15 protein-coding genes are annotated in these 15,404 nt (G+C 71.6%); 11 read left to right on the top strand and 4 right to left on the bottom strand.

Annotated features, from left to right (window positions below):
* Positions 1 to 10: 10 nt before the first annotated feature.
* The 4 genes from MKK50_RS07635 to MKK50_RS07650 all read right to left on the bottom strand — a co-directional run bounded on the left by MKK50_RS07635 (position 11) and on the right by MKK50_RS07650 (position 3,219).
* Positions 11 to 1,153: a dienelactone hydrolase family protein gene (locus MKK50_RS07635; RefSeq protein ID WP_499021499.1), complete on the bottom strand. Its 1,143-nt coding sequence runs from the start codon at positions 1,151 to 1,153 to the stop codon at positions 11 to 13.
* Between the two features lie 135 nt (positions 1,154 to 1,288).
* Entirely contained in the window at positions 1,289 to 1,510 is a 222-nt protein-coding gene (locus MKK50_RS07640) for a hypothetical protein (protein ID WP_499021500.1), read from the bottom strand.
* A gap of 93 nt (positions 1,511 to 1,603) precedes the next feature.
* Positions 1,604 to 2,452, bottom strand: coding sequence for a metallophosphoesterase (locus MKK50_RS07645; protein ID WP_499021501.1), 849 nt, complete (start codon positions 2,450 to 2,452; stop codon positions 1,604 to 1,606).
* Positions 2,453 to 2,601: 149 nt separating this feature from the next.
* Complete coding sequence (locus MKK50_RS07650; protein WP_499021502.1) at positions 2,602 to 3,219, bottom strand: cation efflux transmembrane domain-containing protein; 618 nt, start codon at positions 3,217 to 3,219, stop codon at positions 2,602 to 2,604.
* A gap of 200 nt (positions 3,220 to 3,419) precedes the next feature.
* Between MKK50_RS07650 and croR the strand changes: the two genes are divergently transcribed.
* The 11 genes from croR (at position 3,420) to MKK50_RS07705 (ending at position 15,260) form a co-directional block, all read left to right on the top strand.
* Positions 3,420 to 3,893 carry a 3-hydroxybutyryl-CoA dehydratase gene (gene croR / locus MKK50_RS07655; RefSeq protein ID WP_253370688.1) on the top strand — a complete coding sequence of 158 codons (474 nt, stop codon included), beginning with the start codon at positions 3,420 to 3,422 and terminating at the stop codon, positions 3,891 to 3,893.
* 6 nt (positions 3,894 to 3,899) lie between these two features.
* Complete coding sequence (locus MKK50_RS07660; RefSeq protein WP_499021504.1) at positions 3,900 to 4,709, top strand: TrmH family RNA methyltransferase; 810 nt, start codon at positions 3,900 to 3,902, stop codon at positions 4,707 to 4,709.
* A gap of 112 nt (positions 4,710 to 4,821) precedes the next feature.
* Entirely contained in the window at positions 4,822 to 6,321 is a 1,500-nt protein-coding gene (locus tag MKK50_RS07665) for a helicase HerA domain-containing protein (RefSeq protein WP_499021505.1), read from the top strand.
* 133 nt (positions 6,322 to 6,454) lie between these two features.
* Positions 6,455 to 8,047 (top strand): phytoene desaturase family protein, encoded by a 1,593-nt coding sequence (gene crtI, locus MKK50_RS07670; protein ID WP_499021506.1) that lies wholly within the window; start codon positions 6,455 to 6,457, stop codon positions 8,045 to 8,047.
* Positions 8,047 to 8,475, top strand: a complete 429-nt coding sequence (locus tag MKK50_RS07675; RefSeq protein ID WP_499021507.1) for a DUF2141 domain-containing protein — start codon at positions 8,047 to 8,049, stop codon at positions 8,473 to 8,475. Before crtI ends, MKK50_RS07675 begins: the two co-directional genes overlap by 1 nt.
* A gap of 7 nt (positions 8,476 to 8,482) precedes the next feature.
* Positions 8,483 to 9,448 carry an ABC transporter ATP-binding protein gene (locus tag MKK50_RS07680; RefSeq protein WP_499021509.1) on the top strand — a complete coding sequence of 322 codons (966 nt, stop codon included), beginning with the start codon at positions 8,483 to 8,485 and terminating at the stop codon, positions 9,446 to 9,448.
* Positions 9,445 to 10,656 (top strand): ABC transporter permease, encoded by a 1,212-nt coding sequence (locus tag MKK50_RS07685; RefSeq protein ID WP_499021511.1) that lies wholly within the window; start codon positions 9,445 to 9,447, stop codon positions 10,654 to 10,656. Before MKK50_RS07680 ends, MKK50_RS07685 begins: the two co-directional genes overlap by 4 nt.
* Before the next feature lie 129 nt (positions 10,657 to 10,785).
* Positions 10,786 to 11,673 (top strand): type 1 glutamine amidotransferase, encoded by an 888-nt coding sequence (locus tag MKK50_RS07690; RefSeq protein ID WP_499021512.1) that lies wholly within the window; start codon positions 10,786 to 10,788, stop codon positions 11,671 to 11,673.
* A 70-nt stretch (positions 11,674 to 11,743) separates the two neighbouring features.
* Positions 11,744 to 13,282 carry a phytoene desaturase family protein gene (locus MKK50_RS07695; protein ID WP_253370704.1) on the top strand — a complete coding sequence of 513 codons (1,539 nt, stop codon included), beginning with the start codon at positions 11,744 to 11,746 and terminating at the stop codon, positions 13,280 to 13,282.
* An 11-nt stretch (positions 13,283 to 13,293) separates the two neighbouring features.
* Positions 13,294 to 14,109 (top strand): lysophospholipid acyltransferase family protein, encoded by an 816-nt coding sequence (locus MKK50_RS07700; RefSeq protein WP_499021514.1) that lies wholly within the window; start codon positions 13,294 to 13,296, stop codon positions 14,107 to 14,109.
* Positions 14,106 to 15,260, top strand: a complete 1,155-nt coding sequence (locus MKK50_RS07705) for a glycosyltransferase family 2 protein (RefSeq protein ID WP_499021515.1) — start codon at positions 14,106 to 14,108, stop codon at positions 15,258 to 15,260. The genes MKK50_RS07700 and MKK50_RS07705 overlap by 4 nt, the downstream gene beginning before the upstream one ends.
* The last annotated feature ends 144 nt before the right edge of the window (positions 15,261 to 15,404 follow it).

A 15,404-nucleotide genomic window follows, 5' to 3' on the forward strand; every position in this document is an offset into this window, starting at 1 on the left:
TTCGGGGCGCTCAGCGCTGCACGGCGGCGGGCGTCGCCGGCACCTTCGGCGTCTCGACGCCGAGGCGCTTGACCGGCCAGCCGTCGCCCCAGCGGCGCATGTCGCTGAAGGCGGGATCGTTCTTGAGGCTCTGGGCGTCCTTGCCGGCGAAGGCAGCCGTCGCCGCCATGTCGAAGGTGCGCCAGTAGGCGAGGAAATCGAGGCTGTCGGCGCGGGCGTTGTTGATCTGCGAGACCAGCGTGGTCTGCTCGCCCGAGAGCGACATGTCGGCCGACCAGCGGAAGGGCGGCGGCTTCTCACCGGGCGGGTCGGGCGGCAGCTTGATCGCGCCGCCGTCATAGGCCGCGTCGAGCCCGGCGGGCGAGGCGAGCGTCGCGGTGAGCGCTGGAAAGCCGTGGTCGTCCGAGAGCGCCCGCACGAGCAGCTTGCGCTCCGGCGGCACGGAATGGGCGTCGCGCAGGATGCGCCGGGCGGCGGCGTCGGCGGCCCGCGCGTCGCGGTCGCCGATCACCGTCACCAGCAGGGTCTTGGGCGACATGCCGTCGAGATCGCCGAGCGGGATGCCGCGGGACTTGGCGTCCCGGGCGATGCCACCGGGCATCACGACATAGACGAGCTTCGGCGCCGGCAGGCCGTCCTGTGCGGCTTCCGCCGCGAGGTGGGCCGCGAGCGGCGCGCCGGCCAAGTGGCCGATCAGGGCGAGGCGGCCCGTATCCGGCTTCGCGTCGGCGTCGCCTGCGAGATCCGCCAGCGCGGATTTCAGCAGGCGCGCGGCGATGGCCGGCGCGTCGGAGGGCCGGGTGCGGTTCACCTCCTGGAAGCGGGGGAACAGCACGAGCCAGCCGTGGCGGGCGAGATGGTCGATCCAGGCGCCGTAGGCCTGCGGGTTCGGTGCGCCCCAGGCGTGGAGGAACACCGCCACCGGCCGCCCGCCTTCGGGCGCCGGGCCCGCCTTGTAGAACGCGTAGGTTGCAGCACTCGCCTTGCCGACCGCGCGCTTGGTGATGGTCGCGGCCCTGTCGCCGACGCCGCCGGGTCCCTCCGTCGGCTGGGCCGGGGGCGCGGCGGCGAAGACCGGCCCGGCCACGGACAGGGCGGCCAGCATGCCCAGGCTGGGCCAACGCAGGGCGGCAAGTCCGGATTTCGGGCGCATCAGTCTCTCGGGCGATCGGCGAAACGCTGTGCCGATCCCCTCCGCTCACGTGCGCTCACATGAATGTCAGGGCTCGACCGCGCCTGAATAGCAGATTCCGGCGCGGAGGCGACGCCGCAGGGGCAACGGTGCGCGCTATTCGGGCTCCTTCACCCGGCGGCACTCGGTCTTAAGGTAGCTCGTCTTGCCGACTTCGTCGCGCAGATCGGTGCGGGCGATGATCTCCTGCCAGCCGTTGGTGCAGCCGAGTTCGTTCGCGACGCGAACCTTGCGCACCTCGCTCGCCCGCTCGTCGTTGCACTCCTGCTGCGGGATTCCGTTGGCGCAGACGAGCACGACGGCGATGAAGGCGTTCATGGCGAATCTCCCGTTTTTTTGTTGGCTTGTCCCGCCTGTGGCGAGTCGGAGCCTTACGCACGAGGCCGGCGTCGGGTTTCGCCCGTGTGAACGCTATCCCACCTCGACGATGAGATCGTTGCGAAACGTCTTTCCCTCCACCGGGTTGGCAACCCAGCGGGTGCGCCCGATCCGCAGGTCGTGCCCGGCATGGAAGTGGCCGGAGATCCAGAGATCGGGACGGTCCGCGTCGGGCAGGTCGTCGAGAACGGTGGTGGCGTAGAAGGCCGGCACCCACCACGGCACGCCGGGGCTGTCGCGGAACGCGTCGGCGGCGAGCGGGCTCGGCGGGTGGTGCGTGACGGCGACTGTCGGGCCCTGGTGGGGCTGGGACAGCATTTCGAGGAAGGCCGTCCGCTCTCTGAGGTGCGCCTCCATCGCGTCGGTCGGTGACCAGGGTTCGCGGTCGGCCCGGCGGATCGAGCCGCGGTATTCCCGTGATCCGGTGACGGGGTCGGTCATCCGCGCCGCCGCATAGGCGACCGGGTCGTCGGGCCGGTCGGGCGTGTCGTCGGTGAGCCAGCGCCCGGCGAGCGACCAGTCGCTCCAGAGCGTCGTGCCGACGAAGCGCACGCCGCCGATCACCGCCGCCTGCCCGCCTTGCAGCAGGTGGATGCGGCTCCCCAGCCCATTCAGCCGGGCGACCTCACGTTCGAGGGCGGCGAGGAGTTCGGGCGCGGTGCGTGGGTCACCGGTCGGGGCGTAGTGCTCGTGGTTGCCCGGCACCAGTACCACCGGCCGCTCGCCCGCCAGCGCCAGCACCGTGGCGAGCCCGGCCTCGGGCTGGCCCTCGTGCAGGTCGCCGGCGCAGACGAGCACGTCGAAGGCGGCCTCGGGCGGCGGGATCATCTCCGGGCGGCGACGTTCGAGATGCAGATCGGAGAGGGGAAAGAGGCGCAGCACGGCGTCCGTCGGTTCGAGAGATAGAGGAATACCAATCGCCAATGATGCCGATCATTGCCGATTGCCCCCGCGACTGCGGGGCGGCGAGCGTCCGCCGGATGCATGGCAACCGACCATGGGTCGGCTGCCGTTCCGCTTGGTAGAAGGCGTCAGGCGCGGGCCTGTGCCGCCTCCTCGGCTGCGGCACGCCATTCGCGGCGGGCGGCCTTGAGCACGTCGAAGGCGGAATCGGCGTTGAGGACGGCGATGCCGCCTGCCGCAACGAGGTCGGGCCAGGGAGAGCGGGTCAGCGCGGTCGCAAGCCCCGCAACGATGATCGCGACATTGGCGGCGACATCGTTGCGGGCCGAGAGGTAGGCCGCGCGGGTGAGGCTGCCATGGCCGTCGCGGTGGCGGGCGAGCATCAGCGCGCAGGCGAGGTTGACGAGAAGCGCGCCGAGGCCGGTCAGCGTCAGCGGCACGGGGGCCGGCGCGGTGAATTCCGAGAATTTTTCGTAGGCCGCCCAGGCCGTGGCGAGGCCCGGCACCAGCAGGATGCCGGCGAGCCCCGCACCGAGCCGCGCCCGGTTGCGCACGCTCCAGCCGATTCCTGCAAAGATCAGCAGGTTGATCGCGGCATCCTCCAGGAAGTCGAGGCTGTCGGCGATCAGCGCCACCGAGCCGATCGCGAGCGCCACCGCGATCTCGATGCCGAAATAGCCGAGGTTCAGCGCCGCCACGCGGGCGACGACCGGGCGCAGACTCGGCGAGGGCGGGAGACGAGGCACCGGCGGGTTCCCGGGGGTGGAGCGAAGCGGGCCGGTGATGGACCGAGGCACCCTGCCCTGTCGAGGCCCTTCCCGGCCGTAGGGCCTCTCGGCCTATTGTCCGGCTGGATTTGCACGCGCGGCTGTGCAAGGCGAGAGATCTGCCGAAGGACAGCCAAGCCGCCTATCGAGCGGCGATCCGGACCGGGGAGGCGTTGGACATGTTGCCCGAACTGCGCGTGCTCTATTTCGAGGATCTCGAAGTCGGACTGACGGAGATCCTGAAGAAAGAGATCTCCTCCTCCGACGTGGTGGGCTTTGCCGAGATCACCGGCGACCGCAACCCGATCCACCTCTCCGAGCACTTCGCCGCGCGCACGCCGTTCGGCACCCGCATCGCCCACGGCCTCTACACCGCGGGCCTGATCTCGGCGGTGCTCGGCACCCGCCTGCCGGGGCCGGGCGCGGTCTACATCTCGCAGACCCTGAACTTCCGCGCGCCGGTGCGCATCGGCGACATCGTCGAGGTGAAGGTCGAGGTCGCCGAGCTGATCCCCGAGCGCCGCCGCGCCCGGCTCGCCTGCACCTGCTCCGTCGGCGACGAGGTGGTGCTCGACGGCGAGGCCCTGGTGAAGGTGCCGAAGAAGGAAGAGGCCGACCCGCTCGCCATGCGCATGGGCGGCGGCCGCGTTTAAAAACGCTTGCCCGAACCGATCACCATCGACGATCCCGACGACCCGCGGCTCTCCGCCTACCGAGACGTGCGCGAGCGCGACCTCGTGGGCCGGCAGGGCCGCTTCATCGTCGAGGGCGAGGTGACCCTGCGGCTGCTGTTCTCAGGGGATGCCCGCTTCGCCGCGGAATCGGTGCTGCTGGCGCCCGAGCGCTGGCCGGGCTTTTCGGCTCTGCTGAATGGGGATGGGCCGCTGGTCTATCTCGCCGGCAAGGACGTGATGAGCGCGGTCGCGGGCTTTCCGATCCATCGCGGCGTGCTGGCGGTGGGGCTGCGCGGCCAGGAGCCTCCGCCCGAGTCCCTGATCCCGCCCGCCCCTGCGCCGGCTCTCGTCGTCGGGCTCGTCGGGTTGACCAACCACGACAATGTCGGCGGTCTGTTTCGCAACGCCGCCGCCTTCGGCGCCGACGCGGTCTGGCTCGACGCCGAGACCTGCGATCCGCTCTACCGCAAGGCGATCCGCGTCTCGGCTGGCGCGGCGCTGACCGTGCCCTTCGCCCGCGCGCGGAGCGGGGCGGCGCTGCTCGACCTTGCCGAACACCATGGCCTGACGCCGCTGGCGCTGACCCCCGGTGGCCGCGAGACCCTCGACGCCCTCGAGCCGCCGTCCCGCACGCTGCTGCTGCTCGGCACCGAGGGGCCCGGACTGCCTGAATCGCTGATGGCCCGCGCCCGCCGCGTGCGTATCGCCATGGCGCCGGGCTTCGACTCGCTCAATGTCGCGACGGCGGGGGCGATCGCGCTGCATCATCTGGCCGGACGGCGGCTCGCGGGCTGAAGCCGGATCCTCGGGGCACGGCTGCGGCCTCCCGCCTGTGGACGGCTCGGGCCCTCGCGGACCCTGGCCGGCCCGCGCATGTTAGAAGCAGCGGGCGCCAGCGGGGTACGGGATGGGCTACGAGATCGATCTGGGGCGGGCCGGCGATAGGCCCGGGACGATGGACCTCACCGAACTGCTGGCGACGCGTCTCCTCGTCCAGGGCAATTCCGGTTCGGGCAAGTCGCACCTGTTGCGCCGCCTGCTCGAACAGAGCGCGGGCCTCGTGCAGCAGGCGATCATCGACCCCGAGGGCGATTTCGTCACGCTGGCCGAACGCTACGGCCACGTCGTGGTCGAGGCAGACGGCAACGAGGCTGAATTGCTGCGCATCGCCGCCCGCGTGCGCGAGCACCGGGTCTCCGTCGTGCTGTCCCTCGAAGGGCTCGACGCCGAGGACCAGATGCGCGCTGCCGCCGCCTTCCTCGGCGGGCTGTTCGATGCCGACCGCTCGCTCTGGTACCCGATGCTCGTGGTGGTGGACGAGGCGCAGCTCTTCGCCCCGGCCGCCGCGGGCGAGGTCTCCGACGAGGCCCGCCGCCTGTCGCTCGGCGCCATGACCAACCTGATGTGCCGCGGGCGAAAGCGGGGCTTGGCCGGCATCATCGCCACGCAGCGTCTGGCCAAGCTCGCCAAGAACGTCGCGGCGGAAGCCTCGAACTTCCTGATGGGTCGCACCTTCCTCGACATCGACATGGCGCGCGCCGCCGACCTGCTCGGCATCGACCGCCGCGGGGCCGAGATGTTCCGCGACCTCGCCCGCGGGCATTTCGTCGGCCTGGGTCCCGCACTCTCGAAGCGCCCGCTGCCCATCGCCATCGGCCCGACGGTGACCGAGAGCCGCAACGCCGCCCCCGACTTGCTCCCCCTGCCCACCATGGGCGAGGAGGCACGCGCCTTGATCATGACGGCGTCGGCCGAGGAGGAGGCCCGGCCGCTGCTCAGCCCCCGGCCCAAGCCCGTGCGCGCGCCCGGCCCCGACGTGCTGGTCCAGCTCGCCAATTACCGCCCGCCGGTGCGCGAGGATCTGCCGGAGGAGGAGCCGATGGACCCGGCCGAGCGCGAGGTGGCGATGGCCGAAATCCTCGCCTCGGTGCTCGCGGATTCGGATGCGGCCGCCTGCACGCCCGCCACCCTCTACCAGGACTTCACCGTCCGCTGCCGCATCCGCCGGATCGGCGGCGAGGCGATGGGGCTGCCCGAGTTCAAGCGGCGGCTCGCCGTGGCGCGGGCCGGCGTCCAGGGGGCCACCGCGGAAGGACCCGGCTGGGAGCGGGCGCAGGGGATCGCCGCCGGCCTGCCGGAGGATTTGGCCGGGCTGTTCCTGCTCATCGCCCGCACGGCGCTCGAAGGCTCCCCCTGCCCGTCCGACGCGGCGCTCGCGGAGGCCTACGGCACCTCCTCGGCGGGCCGCGCCCGGCGCATGCTCGGCTATCTCGAGGAGCGCGGCGCCATCGTCATGCGCCGGGATCTGCGCGGCGCGCCGATCATCGCCGTGCCCGATCTCGATGCCGAGACCGGCCCGCAGATCGGCGCGGCCGCCGTGCTCCCGCTTCGTCGGCGACGGCCCTGAACGCGGACGGTTTCGGCCGATCGATGGCCGGAACCTGTTGAGACCGGCGGCACGCGACAATCCGTGCCTCTTGCCCCTGGCCCGCTTCCGGCCAAGATTGCGCCGACGATGTCAGGTTGGGAGTCTTGGGGCGTTGCTGCAGTCGCGGGAAGGTTTGCGTACCCTGTCGGGCCGCCGCACCATCGTCGTCGGGGCCGGCCCCGGCGGGCTGGCCACTGCGCTGCTCCTGGCCAAGGCCGGACTGCACGTCACGCTGATTGAGAAGGATGCCCAAGTCGGCGGACGCACCAAGACGGTCGAGGCGCCGGGCGGCTACCGCTTCGACATCGGCCCGACCTTCTTCCTCTATCCGCAGATCCTCGCCGACATCTTCGAATCCTGCGGCGAGCGCCTGGAGGACCATGTCCGGCTGGAGCGGCTCGACCCGCAATACAACCTCGTCTTCGAGGGTGAGGGCAGCGTCTCGGGTCAGATCCGTGCCACCGGCGACGTGCCGCGGCTGAAGGCCGAGATCGCCCGCCTCGCACCCGCCGATGCCGAGAACGTCGAGAAATTCTTCGAAGAGAACCGGACCAAGCTGAACTACTTCAAACCGGTGCTGGAGCAGCCCTTCGACAATTTTCTATCGATGGCGAGCCCGGCCATGCTGGCGGCCCTGCCCCATCTTCATCCCGGCCGCAGCGTGGACCGGGATCTCAAGCGCTACTTCGCCGACCCGCGGGTGCGCCTCGCCTTCTCGTTCCAGACCAAATATCTCGGGATGAGCCCTTTCCGCTGCCCTAGCCTGTTCACGATCCTCTCGTTCCTTGAATACGAGCACGGGGTCTACCACCCGGTCGGCGGCTGCGGCGCGGTCTCGGAGGCGATGGCGGGGCTGGCCCGCCGCATGGGCGTCGACATCCGCCTCGGGCAATCGGTCGAGCGGATCCTGTTCGAGGGCAAGCGCGCCTGCGGCGTGGTCGTCGGCGGCGAGACGCTGAAGGCCGACGCGGTCGTCGTGAACGGCGACTTCGCCAAGGTGATGCCTGATCTCGTGCCGGAGAAGCGCCGCCCGCGCTGGCGCGATGCCAAGATCGCCAAGGCCCGGCTCTCCTGCTCGACGTTCATGCTCTACTTGGGGCTGGAGGGCAAAATGCCCGAGAGTCTCGGCCACCACACCATCCTGCTGTCCAAGGAATACGAGCGCAACATCAAGGAGATCACCGGCGGCACGCTGCCGATGGAGCCTTCGATCTACGTGCAGCACGCCGGCTTCACCGATGGCGGCATGGCGCCCCCCGGCCACACCGCCCTCTACGTGCTGGTGCCGGTGCCGAACCTGAAGGCGGGCATCGATTGGGAGGCGGTCGGCCCGAGCTATCGCAAGCTGATTCTGGAGCGCCTGAAGCTTCTCGGCCTTCCCGACATCGAGAGCCGCATCCGCTACGAGCGCGTGGTCGATCCCCGCGATTGGCGCGACGAGTTCGCCGTGCACGAGGGCGCAACCTTCAACCTCGCCCACGACCTCATGCAGATGCTGTGGTTCCGGCCCCATAACCGCTTCGGGCCGGGGCTCTACCTCGTCGGCGGCGGCACCCATCCGGGCTCGGGCCTTCCCGTGATCTACGAGGGTGCGCGCATCTCGGCCCGGCTCCTGATCGAGGATCTCGCCAAGGAGAAGGCGCCCGCGATCCTGGCGGACCTGCCGACGACCTCGCCGCTCGCCACGCAGGGCGACCCGAGCTGATGCGGGCGGCGCTTCTCCCGGGGCTCGCCGTGCTGGCCGCCCTTGCGGGTTCGGCGCGGGCGGCGAGCGTGGAGGTGATCGTCGAGGGCGCCGAGCCGGGGGCAGGCGAAGTCTACGTCACCCTGTGTCAGGGCGGGCTGAGCGAGGCCGCCTGCCCGATCGGCCGGAGCGTTCCGGCCCGCGCTGCGGCCGAGCGCTTCGTCTTCACCGACGTGCCCGCGGGCGTCTGGGCGGTCGCCGCCTTTCAGGACGAGAACGGCAACGGCCGGCTCGATCGCACCGGGCTCGGCCTGCCGCTGGAGCCTTACGGTTTCTCCGGCGCGGTCGCGCGCCGGGCCCGGCCGGACTTTGCCAGCGCGAGCTTCGCCCTGCGCGAACCCGGCGCTGCCGTACGGATCCGTATCGCCCGTCCCCTGCCGCGGCGCTGACGGGCGGATGATGGACAGCAAGGCCCCGCCCCTCGTCTCCGTCGAGGGCGCCGCCCTCGCCTATCGCGGCCGTCCGGCCCTGCGCGGGCTCGACCTCACCCTCGTCCGCGGCACGACGCTGGCCCTTCTCGGGCCGAACGGGGCTGGCAAGACCAGCTTGATCCGCCTGCTGGCCGGGCGGCTCAAGCCCGATGCCGGACGCGTTCGCATTCTCGACGGCGATCCCCATGCCGACCGCGCGACCCGCAAGCGGATCGGCTTCGTGCCGCAGGAGATCGCGCTCTATCCCCGCCTCACCGTCGCGGAGAATCTCGACGTGTTCGCCCGGCTCGCCGGCCTGAAGCGCGGGGAGCGGCGCGAGGCGGTCGCGGCGGCGATCGGGCGCTGTGCGCTGGCCGAGGTGGCGGGGCGGCTCGTCGCCACGCTCTCGGGCGGCTACCAGCGCCGGGTCAACATCGCCGTGAGCTTGCTCGGCGAGCCCGACCTGATCCTGCTCGACGAGCCGACGCAGGGCGTCGATCTCGACGCCCGCGCAGCGATCCACGCGGTGCTGGCGACCTTGCGCGCGGGTGGCGCTGGGCTCGTCGTCAGCACCCACGATTTCTCCGAAGCCGAGCGCCTTGCGGACCGCGTCGCTATCCTGGCCGACGGGCGGGTCCGGCTCGAAGGCGCCCTGCCGGCGCTGATGCGCCCGCTCGAGGCCGCCCCGCCCGAGCACGAGGCGGTGCTGGAGAGCCTCCCGGACGCCGCCGAGGCGGCCCTGCGGCGATCCGGCTTCTCGCCGCTCGCAGGCGACGCGCGCATCTGGCGCGCCGACCACGGTGCCGTCGGCGGGCTCGACGGCGCAGCTCTGCTCGCCGCCCTGCGGGGAGCCGGCGTGCCGGTCGCCGAGATCCGCGTGCGCCGCCCCGGCCTGGAAACCCTCTACCGCGACAGTCTCACCGACCGTTCGGGCCTGGAGACGGCGGCGTGATCGCGGCGGCGTTCCGTGTGATGTGGCTCTCGCTCGTGCGCGACCGCGCGGCGCTGACCATGGCCTTTGTGCTGCCGACCGTCATCTTCGCGATTTTCGCGGCGATCTTTTCCGGCGCGATCGGCGACCGCATCCGCATCCATCTCGGGCTTGCCGACCTCGCGGGCACCGCCACCACGCAACGCCTCGTGACCGCGCTGGAGGCCGAGCCGTCCTTGCGCATCGCCCGCCTTGACGTGGCGGACGAGGCGGCGGCCGTCCGCGCCGTGCGCCGGGGCGAAGTCGATGTGGCTCTGGTGCTGCGCAGCGACCTCGCAGCGCCCGCCGGCACGGACAAGGGGAGCGCGGCGGCGCGCCAGCCGGTGCTGCTGATCGAGAGCCCGTCGCGGGCGCTCGCCACGCCGATCGCGCTGGGCCAGCTTCAGCGCGCCCTCAACGACGCCCTGCCCGATGTCGTGCTCTCGCGCATCGTCGCGGACGTCGAGCGCTCCGGCAAGATCGGGCCGGACGAGCGCGCCTTCCTCGACGAGGCCTTCGCCGAGCAGCGGGCGAAGAAGGAGCCGTTCTCCTTCACCCGTCTCGTCGAGACCCGCACCACCGCGAGCGGGCGCGGCAACGAGCGGGTGAGCTACTACGCGGGCGCCATCGCCGCCGTGTTCCTGCTGTTCGCGGCGATGCAGGGGGCGCTCTCCCTGGTGGACGAGCGCGAGGGCGGGCTGGCCGACCGCCTCGCCGCCGGCCCCGGCGGCCTGCCCGTGATCGTGCTGGGCAAATTCCTGTTCCTGCTCGGCCAGGGCGTGGTCCAGGCCGGGCTGATCTTTTCCGCCGCCGCTCTGCTGCACGGCGTCGATGTCTCCGGCCACTGGATCGGCTGGCTCGTCACCTCGATCCTCGTTTCCGCCATGGCGGCCGGCCTTGCGCTCGCCGCCTGCGCGCTCTCGGCCACCCGCCAGCAGGCGCATCTGGCCGCGACCTTCGGCGTACTGCTGCTCTCGGCGGTCGGCGGCAGCATGGTGCCCCGCTTCCTCATGCCCCCCTGGCTGCAGCAGGCCGGCTGGCTCACGCCCAACGCCTGGGCGATCGAGGCTTACCAGGCCGCCCTCGGCGAGGGTGTCTCCGCCGCTCTGCCGGCCTGGGGTGTGCTCGCGGGCCTGGCGGTGGCGGGGCTGGCGGTGGCCGTAGGAGTGGTGGGCCGGAGGACGGTCTGAGGCGGATTGACCCGTGGCGACCCGTCTCCGCGACGGCGCCGGGCAGATCGGGCAGGGCCTTCGGTCTCATCCGCAGGCACGCTTGCCGGATGCCTTCTTGCCCGATGCCTTCGGAGCCGCCCCAACCCCATGACCAATGCGATGCTGCGCCTGCTGATCGCCGACGGCAACGACCGCGACGGCCGTGCGAAGCGCGAGGCCGCCGTCGGTCGGACCACCTCGCAGGCCTTTGCCGCCGTGGTCGCCGACCTCGCACCCGAGGCGGCCTGCACGCTGGTGAACCCCGCCGATGCCGAGGCCGGGATCGGGTCCGATCTCGCCGGGTTCGACGGGATGGTGCTCACCGGCTCCACCCTGCGGCTCGCCGATGGCGGGCCGGCGGTGCGGCGCCAACTCGACCTGATGCGCGCGGCGCTGGAGGCCGGGTTGCCGGTCTTCGGCTCGTGCTGGGGCATGCAGGTCGCCGCGGCGATCGCGGGCGGGGATGTCGGCGAGAACCCGCGCGGGCCGGAATACGGTTTCGCCCGGCGCCTCACCGCCACGGGAGACGGAGCCGCCCACCCGCTGCTGGCCGGTCGCGCACCGGCCTGGGACGCGCCCGCGATCCATTGCGATGCGGTCGTCGGCGCGCCGTCCGGTGCGCGGGTGCTCGCGGCGAACGCCGTGCTCGACGTGCAGGCGATCGAGATTCGCTACGGGCGTGGGCTGTTCTGGGGCACGCAGTACCACCCGGAAACCGACCTCGACGAACTCGCCGCGATGCTGCGCCTGAGCGCTGAGGACGTCGTCTCCGCCGGGCTGGCCGCCGATCCCGCCGCGGTCGAAGCCTATGCGGGCGAGATTTCGGATCTCGACGGGAGCGAGGGCGCCGCCCGCCGCCATCGCGCCTGGCGTCTCGGAATCGGCGCGGACGTGCTCGAATCCGGGCAGCGGCGCCGGGAAATCGGCAATTTTCTCGCGTCTCTGTCCACAGCCCGCGGCGTGGAATGGACCGAGCGCGACCGGGTGGCACGTTGACCCGCCCTGCTGCGCATCTAGCTTTGCTTTGTCGGCCTTCCTTTCAGGCCGCGCGGGAGACGCGTTTCCAATGAGCCAGGGTTCTTCGGTCGCGGTCGTCGGAAGCGGGCTCGGTGGGTTGGCCTCGGCCTGCGTGGCGGCCGCGCGCGGCCATCGCGTCACGGTCTACGACAAGAACGACTGGATGGGCGGCAAGGCGGCGGTTCTGCACGAGGGCGGCTTCCGCTTCGACATGGGCCCGACCATCCTCACCGTACCGCGGGTGCTGGAGCGCATCTTCTCCGAGGCCGGGCGCTCGGTGCACGATTACATGGATCTGCGCCGCCTCGACCCGCAATGGCGCTGCTTCTTCGATGACGGCTCGCGCGTCGACCTGATCGAGGACGTGGACGCCATGGCCGCCTCCATGGACCGGTTCGCGCCCGGCCAAGGGGTGGGCGACGGCTACAAGAAGTTCATCGCGGTCTCCGAGCATCTGCACGGCGTCTCGGAGCGGTTCTTCTTCTGGAAGGCGGTGCAGGATCTGTTCGATACGATCGATATCCGCGCCAACATGAACCCCGGCACGCTCCGCGATGTGCTGTCCCTGCGTATGCACGCCACCGTCGCGAGCACGATCCGCGGCAAGGTGAAGGATGCGCGCCTCGCCCAGATGCTCGACCACTTCGTGCAGTATGTCGGCTCCTCGCCCTACGGTGCGCCGGCGGTGCTCTGCGCCATCGCCCACATGCAGACGGCCGAAGGCGTGTGGTACCCGATGGGCGGCACCCGCGCGGTCGCCGAGGGGCTGATGCGGCTCGCCACCGAACTCGGCGCCACGATGAAGCCTGCCGACGAGGTGCTGGGCCTCGACATTGCCGCGGGCCAGCTCCGCGGCCTGCGCACCCGCGACGGCATCACGCCTTACGACGCCGTGATCTCCAACATGGATTCGGTGCGCACCTACCGCGAACTCGTCGGCGGCGAGGTCGGCAAAACCTACGAGAAGAAGTCCTTCGAGCCGGCCTGCTCCGGCGTGGTGCTCTATCTCGGGCTGAACAAGCGCTACGAGCACCTGAACCACCACGATTTCGTCTTCTCCCGCGACCCGGAGGAGGAGTTCGACTTCATCTACCGCAAGGGCGAGCCGGCCCCCGACCCGACCGCCTATCTCGCCGCCCCCTCCTCCACCGATCCGAGCGTGGCGCCGGAGGGCGGCGAGGCGCTCTACGTCCTCGTCCACACGCCGTATCTGCGGCCGCACCACGATTGGTCGAAGATGTTTCCGGCCTATCGCCGGACGATCCTGGAGAAGCTCAAGCGCACCGGCGGCATGCCGGACCTCGAGGAGCGCATCGTCGTCGAGCGTCATCTCACCCCGCAGGACATCCACGACCGCTACAAGGTGCTCAACGGCGCGATCTACGGGCTGGCCTCGCACGGGCGTATGATGGGCGCGTTCAAGCCCGGCAACCGCTCGCGGGAGGTGCGCGGCCTTTACCTCGCGGGCGGCGCCGCCCATCCGGGGCCGGGCATGCCGATGGTGATGATGTCCGGCTGGATCGCCGCCGACGCCCTCGATCAGGATCTGCGCGGCAGCGGGGAACCGGAGCTGCGCAAGACCGCCTGAGTCACTCCGTCATGGTACGGGCGAAACCGCTGCCGCCCGAGCGCTCGGCCCCGCTCTGGCGGTTCATGGCCGCTTATTTCGACCGCTTCGTCCGGCGCCATCTGAACGCCCTGCGCCTCGCGCGCTGGGGCGTTCCGGCCGGTATCACGGACGCGGCGCCGTTGGTGATCTACGCCAACCATCCTTCGTGGTGGGACGCGGCGGTGCTGGTCGTGGCCACCGACCGGCTGTTTCCGGGGCGCGAGAGCTTCGCGCCGATCGAGGCCGCGATGCTGGAGAAGTACGGCATCTTCCGGAAGATGGGCGCCTTCCCCGTTGATCTCGACAGCGCGCGGGGCGGCGCGCAATTCCTGTCCGCCTCCCGTGCGATCCTCGCGCGACCCGACCGCGTCCTCTGGATCACCGCCCAGGGGCGCTTCGCCGACGTGCGGACCCGCCCCCTCGGGTTGAAGCCCGGCGTCGCGCGGCTCGCGGAGATCGCGCCCGAGGCGACCTTCCTGCCGCTTGCCGTGGAATACGCCTTCTGGGACGAGCGCGGGGCGGAAGCCTTCCTCGCCTTCGGCGCGCCGCTCACCTCCGCCGAATTGCTCGAACTGCCCCGCCCCGAGCGCCTCGCCCGGATGGAGGCGGCGTTGACTGCCACCCTCGACCGGCTCTCGGCGGACGTGATCGCCCGCGACTCCGCCCGGTTCGAGACGCTGCTGGCGGGTCGGCGCGGGGTCGGCGGCGTGTATGACGGCTGGCGGCGGTTCGCGGCCCTGCTGACCGGCCGCCGCTTCGAGCCGGGGCACCGGGACGGCGACGCCGAGGAGACGCGGACCCGATGACACTCACCCTCCTCGCGCTCGCAGCCCTTGCGCTGGCCCTGCTCCCGGCGGGCCTCGCGGCGGTCAACCTCGCGATCCTGCGCAGCCCCGAACCCACACCGAGCGACGGGCTCGTCTCGATCCTGATCCCCGCCCGCAACGAGGCCGCCGTGATCGAGGGTACGGTGCGGGCCGCACTCGCGAGCCGCGGCGTCCCGGTCGAGGTCATCGTCGGCGACGACCACTCGACCGACGCGACCGCCGAAATCGTTACGCGCATCGCCCGCACCGATCCGCGCCTGCGGCTGATTTCCGTGCCCGCCCTGCCCGAGGGCTGGACCGGCAAGAACCACGCCTGCACCGCCCTCTCCGAGGCGGCGCGCGGCGAGCGCCTGCTGTTCCTCGATGCCGACGTAACGCTGGCGCCCGAGGGCGCGGCGGCGCTGGCCGCCCATGCCGTCAGGAGCGGTGCCGATCTCGTCAGCGGCGTGCCCCGGCAGGTGATGGAGACCCTGGGCGAGCGCCTGACCGTGCCGATGATCGATTTCCTGCTGCTCGGCTACCTGCCGATCGCCCTGATGCGCGCCTCGCCCCGCACCGCGCTCGGCGCCGCCTGCGGGCAGATGATCCTGATCGCGCGCGACGCCTATGCCGCCACCGGCGGCCACGGCGCGATCCGCACTTCGCTGCACGATGGCGTGCGCCTGCCGCGGCTGTTCCGCGAGCAGGGCTTACGCACCGATCTCGTCGCGGGCCACGCGCTCGCCGCCTGCCGGATGTACCGGGATTTTCCCCAGAGCTGGGCCGGCTTCTCGAAGAACGCGCATGAGGGCATGGCGACGCCCGCCGCACTCCCGGTCTGGACGGTGCTGCTGTTCGGCGGCCATATCCTGCCCTGGCTCGTTCTCGCCGCCGCCCTGGTGCTGGGCGCCGGCACGCCCGCCGTCTTGGCCGGGGCCGTCGTCGTCGTCTCGCTCGCGACGCGGGCGGCGATCACGCTGAGGGTCGCCGAGCCGCTCGCGACGATCCTCCTGCACCCGGCCACCGTCGGCACGGCGCTGGCGATCCAGTGGAACGTGCTGCTGCGCCCGGGACGGGCCGGCCGGGCGGTATGGAAGGGGCGCAGCTACGCGGTGGGCGGAGCGCCGAAGCCGCAGCGGGATCCAGGCTGAGAAAGGTCACGGACGAATTTCATCCGGGCACAATCCATGCGGCAAATCGTGTAACGTCGGCCATCCAGCCTTTGCAGTTCCTGAATAACGCCTGTAGCCTTGGTGCCACGACGGCTCGGTGCCTTGCCGGGTCGCATCGCCAGG

Origin of the sequence: Methylobacterium sp. J-043, from assembly GCF_022829505.1 — a bacterium.
Lineage (GTDB): Bacteria > Pseudomonadota > Alphaproteobacteria > Rhizobiales > Beijerinckiaceae > Methylobacterium > Methylobacterium extorquens_A.

What these genes read in the sequence shown, in the direction of transcription:
- MKK50_RS07695 (WP_253370704.1), top strand. Translation starts at nt 11,744, where the DNA reads ATGAGCCAGGGTTCTTCGGTCGCGGTCGTCGGAAGCGGGCTCGGTGGG.
- MKK50_RS07675 (WP_499021507.1), top strand. Translation starts at nt 8,047, where the DNA reads ATGCGGGCGGCGCTTCTCCCGGGGCTCGCCGTGCTGGCCGCCCTTGCG.
- MKK50_RS07700 (WP_499021514.1), top strand. Translation starts at nt 13,294, where the DNA reads ATGGTACGGGCGAAACCGCTGCCGCCCGAGCGCTCGGCCCCGCTCTGG.
- MKK50_RS07640 (WP_499021500.1), bottom strand. Translation starts at nt 1,510, where the DNA reads ATGAACGCCTTCATCGCCGTCGTGCTCGTCTGCGCCAACGGAATCCCG.
- MKK50_RS07690 (WP_499021512.1), top strand. Translation starts at nt 10,786, where the DNA reads ATGACCAATGCGATGCTGCGCCTGCTGATCGCCGACGGCAACGACCGC.
- MKK50_RS07635 (WP_499021499.1), bottom strand. Translation starts at nt 1,153, where the DNA reads ATGCGCCCGAAATCCGGACTTGCCGCCCTGCGTTGGCCCAGCCTGGGC.
- croR (WP_253370688.1), top strand. Translation starts at nt 3,420, where the DNA reads ATGTTGCCCGAACTGCGCGTGCTCTATTTCGAGGATCTCGAAGTCGGA.
- MKK50_RS07680 (WP_499021509.1), top strand. Translation starts at nt 8,483, where the DNA reads ATGATGGACAGCAAGGCCCCGCCCCTCGTCTCCGTCGAGGGCGCCGCC.
- MKK50_RS07665 (WP_499021505.1), top strand. Translation starts at nt 4,822, where the DNA reads ATGGGCTACGAGATCGATCTGGGGCGGGCCGGCGATAGGCCCGGGACG.
- MKK50_RS07705 (WP_499021515.1), top strand. Translation starts at nt 14,106, where the DNA reads ATGACACTCACCCTCCTCGCGCTCGCAGCCCTTGCGCTGGCCCTGCTC.